The organism is Pseudomonas sp. D1HM (genome assembly GCF_019266105.1).
Classification (GTDB): Bacteria; Pseudomonadota; Gammaproteobacteria; order Pseudomonadales; family Pseudomonadaceae; genus Aquipseudomonas; species Aquipseudomonas taetrolens.
This window is the reverse complement of the sequence record NZ_LRMN01000002.1, coordinates 123,131-136,877: the sequence shown is the minus strand read 5'-3', so window position 1 is coordinate 136,877 and position 13,747 is coordinate 123,131. Positions and strand designations below refer to the sequence as shown.

Sequence of the window (13,747 nt, the reverse complement as noted above, 5' to 3'; positions counted from 1 at the left end):
GTTTAAGTTTGAAGACGTTGAGAGCGCCGGCTATTCAGCCCCGGCGCTGGCGGCACGCCTGAGCACCAGGTGTTCAGACGGGCGGTCACACGTCACGCGTGATGACCCGCCGATAACTGTCTGCCGGGGTCAACGCCTTGCCCGCCCTGGAGCGCACGGTGATGGTCTCAACCGGCTCCGACCGTTCTTTGTCCAGCAATATCGAATAACTCTCACCTTTGCTGAACATAAACCGCTCGCCCCATTGGCGCATGCTGACGACCACGGGAAACACCGCGCGGCCCATTTCGGTCAACACGTATTCCTTGTAGGCGCTGCCATCGGATGCCGGCTGGATTTCGAACAGGCCCAGTTCGACCAGCATTTTGAGCTTCACCGTCAGGATGTTTTTCGCAAGACCGAGACGTTTCTGGAACTCACTGAAGCGGCGAACATCGTCGAACGCTTCGCGCAAGATCATCAAGACCCAGCGGTCGCCGATCGCCTCAAGTGTCCGGGCTACCGGGCATTCGCTTTGAGCCAGTATTTGCTGTTTGGCCATGACTCACCAGGGTGCGGAAAATGGATCGGGAAGGATCAAACGGCAGAGGGGTGCCTTTGACAAACTGGTTGTATTTAACAACTTGATTTGATAAAAAACAACGATCCGGTTTCTTTTAGCAACCAAGATCCAAGGACAGGTGATGGCCTATAAATCTCTTGCACCAGCCAAAATGGACGCCGAAACCGAGACGGCTGCCGGCGGCTACCCCGAGTCTGCTCAAGGTGCTGCACCCGCCACCCTGAGCCGTTACCAGACCTTTCTCTTTGCGGTGACCTGCGCACTGGCGGTGGCAAACGTCTATTTTGCACAGCCTCTGCTGGAGTCCATGGCCGCCAGCCTGTCGGTTTCGCCCGGCGCTATCGGTATCGTCGTGACCGCTACCCAGGCCGGTTACGTGCTGGGCTTGCTGTTCATTGTTCCGCTAGGTGATCTGCTGAACCGCAAAAAACTCATCCTTACCCAATTGCTTCTGTCGGCTTTGGCCTTGTGCGCTGTGGGACTGGCTCAGGACTGGGGCATGCTGCTCGGTGCAATGATGCTGGTGGGCCTGATGGCCGTTGTGGTCCAGGTGGTGGTCGCCTATGTGGCTACCCTGGCGCTCCCCGAACAGCGCGGCGAGGTCGTGGGCACCGTGACCAGTGGCGTCGTGCTGGGGATTCTCCTCGCCCGCTTCGTGTCGGGAGCGGTGGCCGATCTGGCGGGCTGGCGCGGTGTTTATTTTGTGTCGGCGGCATTGATGATCGGCATGGCGCTGGTGTTGTTGCGCACCATGCCCGCCTCCCCGGCAGCACCTGCCAAAGGCGGTTACCTGGCGTTGCTGCGGTCGGTGTTTCAACTGTATCTGACCGAGCGCACGTTGCGCGTCCGGGGCACCTTTGCCCTGCTCATCTTTGCCGCCTTCAGCGTGTTGTGGACATCGATGGTGCTGCCGCTCAGCGCGCCTGCGCTGTCGCTGTCACACACCCAAATAGGCCTTTTCGGCCTGGCCGGAGTGGCTGGCGCACTGGCTGCGGCACGGGCAGGGCGACTGGCCGACCGAGGGCTCGGCAACCGCACGACCGGCGTGGCCTTGCTGCTGTTGACCGTGTCCTGGTTGCCCACCGCGTTTGTCGAAAGCTCATTGCTGGCCATGGTCGTGGGCATTGTGTTGCTGGACTTCGCCGTTCAAGCGGTGCATGTCACCAACCAGAGCCTGATTTTTGCCGCGCGCCCCGATGCACAGAGCCGTCTCGTCGGTGCCTATATGTGCTTCTACTCGATCGGCAGCGGACTGGGCGCCATTGCGGCAACTTATGTATATGCACACTTTGGCTGGGGGGCGGTTTGCATGTTGGGGGCTGCCATCAGTGCAAGTGCCCTGTTGTACTGGATCTACCTGGAGCTCACCTCCCGATAATGCCCAGAACGTGAGAGACGTACACCCGACCGTCGGGATCCTTCTCAATGCCCGTGGCTTCTGCCCACATGGCTCGACTCACCTTCAGGCGGTGACACCGAGCCACTGACTTCCAGACGCTGCAAAATCCCGCAATGATCCTTGTCCAGTCCTTGGCTGCAGCGTTGGCGCAGGTCGAGCAGTTGTACCTGCAACGCCAGCAAGCCATCGATCCGCGCCTTGACGTGGTGGATATGTTCGTCGATCAGCGCATTGACACTCTGGCACTGGTCTTGCGGGCTGTCGCGCAGATTGAGCAGGCTGCGGATCTCTTCGAGTGTCATGTCCAGGCTGCGGCAATTGCGGATAAAGGTCAGCCGTTCGACATGGGCCTGGGTGTACAAACGGTAATTGCCGTCACTGCGGGCCGGCTCTGGCAGCAGCTTTTCGCGCTCGTAATAACGGATGGTTTCGACCTGACAGTCGGTCAGTTTTGCCAGCTCACCAATTTTCATCAGTCTTGTCTCCGAAAGGTTGCTTGACCCTATAGTGGCTACAGGGTCTTTACTTGGCAACAGGCACCTTCTAATGGACACAACCTGATGAGCGATTCCATTCACACTCCGCACAAGCACGAACACGATAGCGGGCACAGCCACGATCACGCGCCCCATGCGCACAGCTGCTGTTCGTCTGCGTCAGCCCCGAGCGTGGTGAAGCTGAGCGCTGCCCCGACGGCGGGTTCGCGCCTGAGCACTTTTCGCATCGAGGCCATGGACTGTCCGACTGAGCAGAGTCTGATCCAGAACAAACTGGGCAAGCTGGCGGGTGTGCAGCAACTGGAATTCAACCTGATCAACCGGGTGCTGGGTGTCACCCATGACCTGCCGTCGACCGATCCGATTGTGGCAGCGATCAAATCCCTTGGCATGCAGGCTGAACCCCTGGAACAGGGCGCCGATGCCAGTCCCCCGGCAGCACCTGCGCCGAAGAAGCACTGGTGGCCGCTGGCCGTGGCCGGTGTCGGCGCGTTGGCCGCCGAGGTGCTGCACTTTACCGACGCGGCACCCACTTGGGTGATCGCGCTGGTGGCGCTGGCGTCGATCCTTAGCGGTGGTCTGACCACCTACAAAAAGGGCTGGATCGCCCTGAAAAACCTCAACCTGAATATCAACGCGCTGATGAGCATCGCGGTGACGGGCGCGATTTTGATCGGCCAATGGCCTGAAGCGGCGATGGTGATGTTCCTGTTTACCGTGGCCGAACTGATCGAAGCCAAATCCCTCGACCGCGCCCGCAACGCGATCAGCGGCTTGATGCAAATGGCACCGGACAAAGCCACCGTGCAACAGGCCGATGGCAGCTGGGTTGAGCGTGAGGTGAAAGACATTGAACTCGGCGCGGTGGTGCGCGTGCGCCCCGGCGAGCGTATCGGCCTGGATGGCGAAGTGGTATCGGGCAACTCGACCATCGATCAGGCACCGATCACCGGCGAAAGCCTGCCGATTGAGAAAACCGTGGGTGACAAAGTGTTTGCCGGCACCATCAACCAGGCCGGTTCGCTGGAATATCGGGTAACGGCTGCCGCCAACCACTCGACACTGGCCCGTATCATCCACGCGGTGGAACAAGCCCAGGGTGCGCGGGCGCCGACCCAGCGCTTTGTGGACAGTTTCGCCAAAATCTACACCCCGGTGGTGTTTCTGTTTGCGTTGGCGGTGGCGGTGATCCCGCCGCTGTTGATGGACGGCGTGTGGTTCGATTGGGTTTACCGCGCGTTGGTATTGCTGGTGGTGGCATGCCCGTGCGCGCTGGTGATCTCGACCCCGGTGACCATCGTCAGTGGTCTGGCAGCAGCGGCGCGCAAAGGGATTCTGGTCAAGGGCGGGGTGTACCTCGAAAGCGGACATAAACTCGACTATCTGGCCCTCGACAAGACCGGCACCATCACCCACGGCAAACCGGTGCAAACCGACTACCTGCCGCTTGATCCGCTGGTAACCGAAAGCGCCGTGTTGCTGGCCGCCAGTTTGGCCACCCGCTCCGATCACCCGGTTTCATTGGCGGTGGCCAATGCGGTTGTGGATAAAAATCTGGTGTTGCGCGCTGTGGATAACTTCACGGCCCTGAGCGGGCGCGGTGTTCGCGGTGAAATCGACGGTGAGTTGTACCACTTGGGCAACCATCGTCTGGTTGAGGAGCTGGGCCTTTGCTCGCCTGCGCTCGAGCAAAAGCTCGATGCCCTGGAGCAACAAGGCAAGACCGTGATCCTGCTGTGCGACCGCTCTGGCCCGCTGGCGCTGTTCGCCGTGGCCGATACCGTCAAGGAATCCAGTCGCGAAGCGATCCGCGAGTTGCATGAACTGGGGATCAAGACCCTGATGCTGACCGGTGACAATCCCCACACGGCCAGTGCCATTGCCGCACAGGTGGGCATCGATCAATCCCAGGGCAATTTACTGCCGGACGATAAGCTAAAAGCCATTGAGGCGCTGTCGGCCCAAGGGCATCACGTTGGCATGGTCGGTGACGGCATCAACGATGCCCCGGCCCTGGCTCGCGCCGAAATCGGTTTTGCGATGGCGGCGGCGGGCACCGATACCGCGATAGAGACTGCCGATGTAGCCCTGATGGACGACGATCTGCGCAAAATACCCGCATTCATCCGCTTGTCACGGCAGACCTCCAGCATCCTCAAACAGAACATTGCCCTGGCATTGGTCATTAAAGGGATCTTTCTTGCGGTAACCTTCCTCGGTTTGGCCACCATGTGGATGGCCGTGTTTGCCGACATGGGCGTGAGCCTGTTGGTGGTGTTCAATGGCTTGCGCCTGTTGCGCAAGTAGATCAAGAGAGGCCGCAGTGCTGAGTGCAGAGCTGAAAGCGTTTTACCGGGTGGCCCAATTGGGCAGCATTACTCAGGCCGCGAAAAAGCTCGGTCTCAGCCAGCCGACCGTGACCACACAGATCCGGCACCTTGAAAGCCAGTACGCGGTAGAGCTGTTCTATCGCGGCGGACGGCGCCTGACCCTCAGTGATGAAGGCGTGCGCCTGCTGCCGATGGTCAAGTTGCTGTTGCAGCAAGAGGCCGACATTGAGTTCTTCTTGCGCAATAGCGGCCAGGGCGCCGGCACGTTGCGCATCGCCGCGACCGCACCGTATTACATCCTCGATCTGGTCAAAGCCTTTCGCGCCCGGCTGCCGCAGATTCAGGTATCGGTGGATATTGGCAACTCCCAGCAAGTGCTGGAGGCACTGGAGGAATACCGGGTTGATGTGGCCGCTTCATCGCAGTTGCTTGAGGATTCGCGCTTGATTCGCCGGGTACTTGGCAGCGACCCACTGGTGCTGGCGGTGCACCGCAATCATCCCTTGGCCGCATTTGAGCATGTGCCGCTCAGTGCCTTGGCCGGACATTGCCTGTTGATGCGTGAAGAGGGCTCGACCACACGCCAGTTGACCGAAACGCTGCTTGGAGCAGCAGGCGTGGGATTTGGTCCGTTGCTGGAAATTGGCAGTCGAGAGTCGATTCGCGAAGCGGTATTGCGCAACATCGGGATCAGTATCATCGCCCGCCAGGAAGTCCCCCATGATCCGCAGCTGCGCGTACTGACCCTGGAAAATGCCCCAGTGATCCATGAGTACCTCTACTGCCTCAAAGAGCGTAAATCCGCACGCTTGCCGGCCGCGTTTCTTGGATTGGCGCAGGAAATGGCCCCGGCTTGATTCTGGCTGTGGCTATCCAAAATCCGCCAATACGACTATCGGCAGCTTTTGCCTTGTTGCCACATCTTGTACGCATTGCCTCTCTAGGATGACCTCCATCTGCTTGATGAGGTGCATCCATGAACCGTTCGAACACCACCGCTTTGACCCAACCCGGCGCACCGATGAAAGTGCGCAATGTAAGCAAGCGCTTTGGCGCCTTTACTGCGCTGGATGATGTGTCGCTGGATGTCGCTGCCGGCGAGCTGGTGTGTTTGCTGGGGCCGTCCGGCTGTGGCAAGACCACTTTGCTGCGCTGCATTGCCGGGCTGGAGCGGCAGGACAGCGGCGTGCTGTACCTGGGTGATCGCGATGTGTCCGACCTGGCGCCACAAGCGCGGGATTACGGGATCCTGTTCCAGTCCTACGCGCTGTTTCCCAACCTGAGCGTCGAAGCCAATATCGCATACGGCCTGGCCGGCAGTCATCGTGACGTGGTGCGCAAGCGGGTTGGCGAGATGCTGGACCTGGTTGGCCTCAGCGGCAGTGAAAAGAAATTCCCCGGCCAGCTCTCGGGTGGTCAGCAGCAGCGGGTGGCCCTGGCTCGTGCCTTGGCGCCAGCGCCTTCCTTGTTACTGCTCGACGAACCGATGTCGGCTCTCGACGCCCGGGTTCGCGAGCATCTGTGCACTGAGTTGCGACAGCTGCAACGTCAGCTGGGTATCACCACCTTGATGGTGACCCATAACCAGGATGAGGCCATGTTGATGGCTGATCGCATTGCCGTGATGAATAACGGCAAGGTCGAGCAGTACGCGACACCACAAGACATCTACGACAAGCCGGCCACCCCGTTTGTCGCCGAATTCGTCGGGCAAGGTAACTGGCTGCCTTTTCAGCGCAGCAGCGATAGTCACGCCAACGTTGGCGGCATGAGCATGCGTCTGGCCGCCGGTGCCGGGCAGGCTGCCTCGGGGCGATTGTTCTGTCGTCCGGAGGCCATCAGCGTCAATCCGCTGCTGCATGAGGAAAACCTGTTTCCGGCACGGGTTCGCGAGATCACTTTTCTCGGTAATCGTTGCCGCATGAGCTTTGAACTGAACCAGTTGCCCGGCCATGCGCTGACTGCTGAAGTCGGTAGCCAGGACCTGCCGCGCCTGGGCGCACAAGAGATTTTTGTGGCCTTGCCGCCAGAAAGCCTTCAGGTGTTTGCCTGAGATGGCTGCTGAAATGGCCCTGCCTTTGCCCGGCAAACTGACAACCCGAACGCCATTCGGCGATACGATTTTCGTACTCGGCGGCAAGCTTCTGCTGCTGTTACTGCTGGGTGTCGCGGTGTTGATGCCGCTGCTGGCGATCTTCTGGCGCGGCTTCAGTGCTGAAGACGGTCAGGGTGGTGGCTGGGTGGCCGCACGTGAGCTGGTCACCAGCGATAACTTTCACTGGTTGCTCGGTAACAGCCTTAAGGTTTCGCTCAGCGTAGCGGCGATTGTCGTACCGCTTGCCTACCTGTTTGCCTATGCGCTGCAGCGCACCATGATCCCCGGAAAACGCATCTGGCGCGGGTTGTCGTTGCTGCCGCTGATGGCGCCCTCGATGTTGCCCGGCATTGCGCTGGTGTACCTGTTCGGTAATCAGGGCATGTTGCGCGGGCTGGTCTCGGACAACATTTACGGCTTCTGGGGCATTGTTCTGGGCGAAGTGATTTATACCTTCCCCCATGCGCTGATGATTTTGCTTTCGGCGTTGTCGCTGGCCGATGCGCGCTTGTTTGACGCCGCCTCAAGCATGGGCGCGGGACCGTTCAAGGCGTTTCGCAGCATCACCTGGCCGGGCACCAGGCAGGCTGTGTTTGCAGCGTTCTGTCTGGTGTTCACGCTGACCATTACCGATTTCGGTGTGCCGGTGGTGGTGGGTGGCGATTATCAAGTGCTGGCGCTGGAAGCCTACAAAGCCGTGGTCGGCCAACAACAGTTTGGTCGCGGTGCATTGATTGGCATGGTGCTGCTGTTGCCAGCGCTGTTCAGCTTCGGGGTCGATGCCTGGTTGCGTCGTCAACACGGCGACTCGATGAGCGGCCGTGCGCAAGTGTTCAAACCGGTCCCGTCGGAAGTCCGTGACCGCTGCTACCTGGCCATCGTGATGCTGATTTGTGCCGCCTTGCTGCTGGTGTTCGGGATGGCGGTGTACTCGTCGCTGGTGAAGTTCTGGCCTTACAACCTGTCGCTGTCGCTCAGTCACTACCAGTTCAACGACACCGCTGGCGGCGGCTGGCTGGCCTACCGCAATAGCGTGACTATGGCAGTGTGCGCTGCCCTGATCGGCACGGTGGTGATCTTTACCGGCGCTTATCTGATGGAAAAAACCACCGGTCAAAAGGGTCTTAATCTGGCGCTGCGCATGCTCAGTTTTGTCCCGATGGCGGTGCCGGGCCTGGTGCTGGGCTTGGGCTACGTGTTCTTTTTCAACATGAGCGGCAACCCGCTGCATGTGTTCTACGGAACCATGACGCTGCTGGTGGTGTGCACCATTGCTCACTATCTGACCACTGCACAAATGACCGCGACCACGGCCTTGCGCCAGCTCGATGGTGAATTCGAAGCGGCTGCGCTGTCCCTCAAGGCGCCGCTGTATCGCCACTACTGGCGCGTCACCGTGCCGATTTGCCTGCCCGCATTGCTGGATATCGTGCGCTACCTGTTTGTCTCGGCGATGACCACCGTTTCGGCGGCCATCTTCCTCTACAGCCCTGACACCATCCTCGCGGCCGTGGCGGTGCTGAACATGGACGACGCCGGAAACGTCGGCGGCGCGGCGGCGATGTCGACCCTGATCCTGTTCACCTCGGCGGGCGTCTCCCTGCTGCTGGCCTGGGCTTCGCGCGGCTTGCTGCGACGCTCCCAAGCCTGGCGGCAAGGCGTACCTGCGCAATGATTCGTGGCTCAACCTACGCTCCCACACCCTCAAGGAACCGCACCATGTTCAAGCCTCTTGCTCTTGCCGCTGCTGTCCTCACCGCTTTTAGCCTTAACGCTTTTGCCGCCAAAACCGAATTGACGGTCTACACCGCGCTCGAGGCCGAGCAGCTGAAAACCTATAAGCAAGCCTTCGAGAAGGCATATCCGGACGTGGGCATCAAATGGGTGCGTGACTCCACCGGCATCATCACCGCCAAACTGCTGGCCGAAAAAGCCCGGCCGCAGGCTGATGCGGTCTGGGGGCTGGCGGCATCAAGCTTGGCGATTCTCGACCAGCAAGGCCTGTTGCAAAACTATGCCCCCCATGACCTGGACAAGATCGGTGCCAACTACCGTGATGCAGCCAACCCTCCGGCATGGGTGGGCATGGACGTATGGGCCGCGACCATTTGCTTCAACACCATCGAGGCTGAAAAACAGGGCCTGAGCAAACCAGTGAGCTGGCAGGACCTGACCAAGCCTGAGTACAAGGGCAAGATCGTGATGCCCAACCCTGCCTCTTCGGGCACCGGCTTTCTGGATGTGAGTGCGTGGTTGCAAACCTTCGGTGAGAAGCAGGGCTGGCAGTTCATGGATGACCTGCACCAGAACATCGGGCAGTACGTTCACTCTGGCTCCAAGCCCTGCAAACTGGCGGCGGCAGGCGAATTCCCGATCGGGATATCGTTTGAATACCCGGCGGTGCAGCTCAAGCGCCAGGGGGCACCGCTGGACATCGTGCTGCCAAAAGAAGGCCTGGGCTGGGAGATCGAAGCCACGGCTGTGATCAAAGGCACGCCACACGAAGACGCAGCGAAGAAGCTGGCTGACTTCTCTGCCAGCCCGGCAGCGATGGAGCTGTACAAGGAAAACTTCGCCGTACTGGCGCAACCGGGGATCGCCAAGCCGCAAACCGAATTGCCGGCGGACTACGAACAGCGCTTGATCAAAAATGACTTCGCTTGGGCTTCGCAAAACCGCGACAGCATCCTCGCTGAATGGCGCAAGCGCTACGACGGCAAGTCCGAGAAAGCGGCGCAGTAATTTCGCGGCTACGTAAATCCTGTAGGGGCGAGCTTGCTCGCGATGCGGTGTCACTGATTCATCGCAGGGAGCCCATCGCGAGCAAGCTCGCTCCTGCAGGGGTTTTGCCCTTCAGGATGTGATCATGACTCAACAGATTCTTATCGTAGGCGCCGGTATTCTCGGGTTGTCCCATGCCTATGCCGCCGCAAAGCGCGGGTTAAAAGTCCGGGTCTTCGAGCGCACCGGCACGCCGCTGGGCGCCTCGGTTCGCAACTTTGGCCAAGCGCTGGTAACCGGCCAGCCGCCAGGTGTCATGCTCGATCTGGCGCGTGCCAGCCGGTCCATTTGGGGTGACTGGGCGCAGCACGCCGGGTTCGGGCTCAAGCGCAATGGTTCATTCCTGTTTGCCCGCACCGAGGCCGAAGAACATCTGCTGGAAGCCTTTTGCCAAGGTCGGGCGCAAGCGCACGGCTATCGTGCCGAATTGCTGCGCGGAGCTGATCTGCGGGGGCTGTATGACGGCCAGTTCAGCCATCACCGTGCGGCCTTGCACGGGCTGGACGATCAGCAAGTGTATTCGCGTGAAGCCATTCCGGCGTTGATCAACTATTTGCACCGTGCGTTGGGGGTCGAATTTCACTTCTCGACACTGGTACGGGAAGTTGAACCAGGTTGCGTCCACACCACGGCGGGCAGCTTCAAGGGCTCACAGGTGATTGTGTGTTCGGGGCATGATTACCAAACCCTGCTGGCCGAGCCTTTGGCCCGACTCAATCCGCGCATCTGCCGCCTGCAAATGCTCCGTGTACGCCCACAGGTGGATTTGAAGTTGCAGCACGCATTGCTGACCGGTCTGAGCTGTGTGCATTACGGCGCTTTTGCCGATCTGCCGCAAGCGGCGGCGGTTCAGGCTGAAATTCTGCGGGACAGCCCGCATCTGGACAGTCACGGCATCCATCTGCTGATCAGTCCCATGCCTTACGGTGAACTGATCATCGGCGATTCTCACGACTACAGCGGCGATCCTTCGCCCTTCAATGGCGAACAGGTCGACAACTGGCTTTTGCAGCTGTGTGAAGAAACGCTGGATTGCCGGGTGCAAGTCGTCGAGCGCTGGCAGGGGGTCTATGGTGCAAAAGGGGCCAGCCCCTTCACGTGGCTGGAGGTGGCCCCCGGCTTGAATGCGGCGCTGATGCACACTGGTGTGGGCATGAGCGTGGGACCGGCGATGGCAGAGAGCAATATCGCCAGGCTATTGGGGGAAAAGTGATGGCGCAGGCTCAGCAACGCAGCCTGCGGCAGCGGCGACCGGGGAGGGTTCAGATCTGCTCCGTCAGCGCTTCGATCTGTTCCTGGCGTTCGGTCTGGCTCAGCTTGGGGTGCGGGTTGAGCGACGACCATTGCGGGTGGGCGCGGGCTTTATTCAGAGCCTCTGGCAGTTTGCCTTCGCGCCAGGTTTTATCCTGAGGCATGGCAACCTTGATACTGTCGACTGCCGCATGCCCACGGGCATTCAAAGCGTGGACCAATTGACGTTGGCGCAAGGCGAGCAAGCGCAAAACGCTGTCATCCACGGTCAGCTCACGCTGACCCTTGAACTTGCCCAGCAAGCGGCTGCCATAGCTGCGGGCCGTTTGCAGCGCGCCCCCGGCGATGGCCCCGGCCAGCGCTGCAGCGCCCAGTGTCAGACCGCCCACCATCAAATCCACCCCTGCACCGGCGGCGGCACCCGCCGCAATACCACTGCCCACCCGCACCCCCAATTGCTTGAGGGTTTCGGGATTGAACAGGTCATCGCCCCAGCGTCCGTCCAATAGCGGCAAGTCACCGGCGGCGGCATCACTGGTCCGGAATCCATACAGTTTGAGCAGGGCTTCGACACAACGCTGCTCACGCTGGCGAACGGCCTGGCGCAGCTCACCGATGGCCTGTTGCTCGACGGCTTTGTCGTTGACCACGCTGCGCCGGCAGGCGGCGCAGTCGATCAAAAGTTCTGCGATAAGGCGCAAGGCACTCTGTTGCCGGGCCTGGCGTTGCGCTTCTTGATCCGTAATCAGCCGCTGCAGGGCGTCACGCGAATGTTCCAGCAATAACGCCAGGCTTTCGTACAGGCGACGTTCGCCATCTTCAGGAGGTGCCACGCTGTCAAAGCGCACCAGCGCATGCAGGCCCAACCGGGCCAGCGCGTCGCGCCATTCGGGTTCGCGGTGCTGCGGGCTGCTGACAAAATTGAGCACCGGCAACAGCGGCTTGCCGCAACTGGCCAGGACGCTGAGCTCGTCACGGTATTTGGCCAGCACCGGTTCGCGGGCATCGATCACGTACAGCCCGGCATCCGAAGCCAGCAGTTGGCGCAGGACTTTGGCTTCTTGTTCAAACCGCTGCCGGGCCTCGCTGCCGTCCAGAAAGCGTGCCACCCGGGCCGGGCCATCCAGGCGTTCGCCGGGACGGTCAAGGCGCTCCAGGTAGTCGAGCAGGGCAATGGCGTCTTCCAGCCCCGGCGTGTCGTACAGCTCCAGCAGCGGGGTACCGTCCACTGACAGGCGTGCGCCTTCGACATGGCGTGTGGTACTGGGGCGATGGGACACCTCGCCAAACCCGACATCGCGGGTCAGCGTGCGCAGCAATGAGGTTTTACCGACATTGGTGTGGCCGACCACGGCCAGCGTCAATGGCTTAGTCATGGCCTGTCTCCAGCCAGTTCAAGGGAAGGCTGGCGGCAAAGGGCAACCCCAGTTGTTTCAGTGCGGCGTGCCAGTCACCCAGGCGGTCAGCGTCGAGCGCTTGGCCTGGCGGGGCTTGCAACAGCCATACACGGGTGTCCGCCGCACTGCGCGACAGCTCGCCAATTAATGCCAGGCTGCCGCGATCCGGCGAGCGGCGCGGGTCGCAGGCGATCACCAGGCGGGCCGGGGGAAAACGGGTCATTTGCTCCAGCAGCTTTTGCCGGGATTCGCGGCTGTCGAGAATGCCGGCGTCCATGATCGTGTCAGGCAGCTTCGGCGGCCAAGGGTGTTGATCATCCAGCTCGATGGCCACGATCAAGGCGCCATTGGCGTGCAAGTCGGTGTGCCCGGCCTGCACGTCGTGCAATTGCTCGGGGGCGATGTCATTGACGCCCAGGCGTTCGCTGCTGGGCATCAAGCGCTCGCGCAATGGGCTATAGCCGGGAAGACTCAGGTCCAGTTGCAGCGCATTGCGCCCGGTTATCCAGCGCCACGCGCAAAAAGCGCAGAGCAGCAGGCGCGGGATCACGCCATAGATGAGCAGTACGCCCACCAGCCAGATCGCCCAGGCCTGACGCAACAGTTCGGAGTTGTAGCTGGTGTCATTGCTGACGCGGATCATCTCCGCGGTGGGCACGTTGAAGCCCAGTAAACCGGGCAGGGCGCCAAGGGCACGGGTTACGGTGACGAACACGTCGGCGCCGAGAATCGTGGTTTCCCAGATGAAGCCGTAGCGGCGGGTGGCCATGAGCAACAGCATCATCACCAGCGCGCTGAGCATCGCCAGCAGCCACAGGCCATTGATCAGCGTGCCGAGCGCCCAGCGGTTGAGCTTGCGCCGTTGCAGCAACAGCAGCAGGGCGGGCGCCAATTGCGCGGCTTTAGCATCGCGCGCGAGTTTTTCGCTGAGCCACAACCACACGCGACCGAGGCTGGCGCCCTGTTCACCGGCGAACAGCAGGCTCAGGCCCCAACTCACGAGTAATACCAGATTGAGCCCGAGCAAGCTGCCCAGCGCCCAGAACACATTGACCGGGCCCTGGCCGTCACCCAGCGCGGCGAAGGCCAGCCCGGCACCGCTGAGTACGGCGAGGACAACCAGAACCAGCAGCGCCAGGCGTGCGCCCCGCAGCCAATGCTGCAGGGCGCCGAGCAAACCATCACGCTCGGCCAGCCACAAGGCTCGGGTTTGCAGGCGCGCGGCGAGGTCGCCGCCAGTGCTGCGGGCATGACGGTTGGCTTCAAGGTCATCCAGCGGGCCGGCATGTTCTTCGCGCAAGCGCACGGTTTCGGTCAGCCAGAGGCGTTGCAGTGGGGAAAGTTGAGTCACGCGACATTCCATTCAAATGAGCCGTGAGCATAACCGCTGTTACGTCGGGCAGGGTACTGTCTGCAGGGATGGCTCTGGTATCCT

Annotated in this window: 11 protein-coding genes; 7 read left to right on the top strand and 4 right to left on the bottom strand. The window is 61.0% G+C overall.

Annotated elements, in window-relative coordinates; all coding sequences use genetic code 11:
- Positions 1–85 precede the first annotated feature (85 nt).
- Positions 86–541 (bottom strand): helix-turn-helix domain-containing protein, encoded by a 456-nt coding sequence (locus AWM69_RS01530; RefSeq protein ID WP_218725618.1) that lies wholly within the window; start codon positions 539–541, stop codon positions 86–88.
- Between the two features lie 142 nt (positions 542–683).
- Here AWM69_RS01530 and AWM69_RS01525 point away from each other — a divergent pair, with 142 nt between their 5' ends.
- Entirely contained in the window at positions 684–1,940 is a 1,257-nt protein-coding gene (locus AWM69_RS01525; protein WP_218725617.1) for an MFS transporter, read from the top strand.
- 44 nt (positions 1,941–1,984) lie between these two features.
- Here AWM69_RS01525 and cadR read toward each other — a convergent pair whose 3' ends face one another.
- Positions 1,985–2,434: a Cd(II)/Pb(II)-responsive transcriptional regulator gene (cadR, locus tag AWM69_RS01520; RefSeq protein ID WP_131653463.1), complete on the bottom strand. Its 450-nt coding sequence runs from the start codon at positions 2,432–2,434 to the stop codon at positions 1,985–1,987.
- A gap of 87 nt (positions 2,435–2,521) precedes the next feature.
- Here cadR and AWM69_RS01515 point away from each other — a divergent pair, with 87 nt between their 5' ends.
- The 6 genes from AWM69_RS01515 to AWM69_RS01490 all read left to right on the top strand — a co-directional run bounded on the left by AWM69_RS01515 (position 2,522) and on the right by AWM69_RS01490 (position 10,877).
- Positions 2,522–4,765: a heavy metal translocating P-type ATPase gene (locus AWM69_RS01515; protein ID WP_131653462.1), complete on the top strand. Its 2,244-nt coding sequence runs from the start codon at positions 2,522–2,524 to the stop codon at positions 4,763–4,765.
- Between the two features lie 16 nt (positions 4,766–4,781).
- Complete coding sequence (locus tag AWM69_RS01510) at positions 4,782–5,645, top strand: LysR family transcriptional regulator (protein ID WP_048381105.1); 864 nt, start codon at positions 4,782–4,784, stop codon at positions 5,643–5,645.
- 119 nt (positions 5,646–5,764) lie between these two features.
- Positions 5,765–6,841, top strand: coding sequence for a putative 2-aminoethylphosphonate ABC transporter ATP-binding protein (locus AWM69_RS01505; RefSeq protein WP_131653461.1), 1,077 nt, complete (start codon positions 5,765–5,767; stop codon positions 6,839–6,841).
- A gap of 1 nt (position 6,842) precedes the next feature.
- Entirely contained in the window at positions 6,843–8,558 is a 1,716-nt protein-coding gene (locus AWM69_RS01500; RefSeq protein ID WP_218725616.1) for a putative 2-aminoethylphosphonate ABC transporter permease subunit, read from the top strand.
- Between the two features lie 44 nt (positions 8,559–8,602).
- Complete coding sequence (locus AWM69_RS01495; protein ID WP_131653459.1) at positions 8,603–9,625, top strand: putative 2-aminoethylphosphonate ABC transporter substrate-binding protein; 1,023 nt, start codon at positions 8,603–8,605, stop codon at positions 9,623–9,625.
- Between the two features lie 124 nt (positions 9,626–9,749).
- Entirely contained in the window at positions 9,750–10,877 is a 1,128-nt protein-coding gene (locus AWM69_RS01490; protein WP_218725615.1) for a TIGR03364 family FAD-dependent oxidoreductase, read from the top strand.
- Between the two features lie 49 nt (positions 10,878–10,926).
- On the opposite strand, the gene AWM69_RS01485 is transcribed toward AWM69_RS01490, so the two are convergent.
- Positions 10,927–12,291, bottom strand: coding sequence for a GTPase/DUF3482 domain-containing protein (locus AWM69_RS01485; RefSeq protein ID WP_048381095.1), 1,365 nt, complete (start codon positions 12,289–12,291; stop codon positions 10,927–10,929).
- Positions 12,284–13,663 (bottom strand): DUF2868 domain-containing protein, encoded by a 1,380-nt coding sequence (locus AWM69_RS01480; protein WP_218725614.1) that lies wholly within the window; start codon positions 13,661–13,663, stop codon positions 12,284–12,286. The genes AWM69_RS01485 and AWM69_RS01480 overlap by 8 nt, the downstream gene beginning before the upstream one ends.
- Positions 13,664–13,747: the final 84 nt, after the last annotated feature.

Coding starts and splice junctions, on each gene's coding strand:
- AWM69_RS01500 (WP_218725616.1), top strand. CDS start 6,843: ATGGCTGCTGAAATGGCCCTGCCTTTGCCCGGCAAACTGACAACCCGA.
- AWM69_RS01515 (WP_131653462.1), top strand. CDS start 2,522: ATGAGCGATTCCATTCACACTCCGCACAAGCACGAACACGATAGCGGG.
- AWM69_RS01505 (WP_131653461.1), top strand. CDS start 5,765: ATGAACCGTTCGAACACCACCGCTTTGACCCAACCCGGCGCACCGATG.
- AWM69_RS01485 (WP_048381095.1), bottom strand. CDS start 12,291: ATGACTAAGCCATTGACGCTGGCCGTGGTCGGCCACACCAATGTCGGT.
- AWM69_RS01495 (WP_131653459.1), top strand. CDS start 8,603: ATGTTCAAGCCTCTTGCTCTTGCCGCTGCTGTCCTCACCGCTTTTAGC.
- cadR (WP_131653463.1), bottom strand. CDS start 2,434: ATGAAAATTGGTGAGCTGGCAAAACTGACCGACTGTCAGGTCGAAACC.
- AWM69_RS01490 (WP_218725615.1), top strand. CDS start 9,750: ATGACTCAACAGATTCTTATCGTAGGCGCCGGTATTCTCGGGTTGTCC.
- AWM69_RS01525 (WP_218725617.1), top strand. CDS start 684: ATGGCCTATAAATCTCTTGCACCAGCCAAAATGGACGCCGAAACCGAG.
- AWM69_RS01530 (WP_218725618.1), bottom strand. CDS start 541: ATGGCCAAACAGCAAATACTGGCTCAAAGCGAATGCCCGGTAGCCCGG.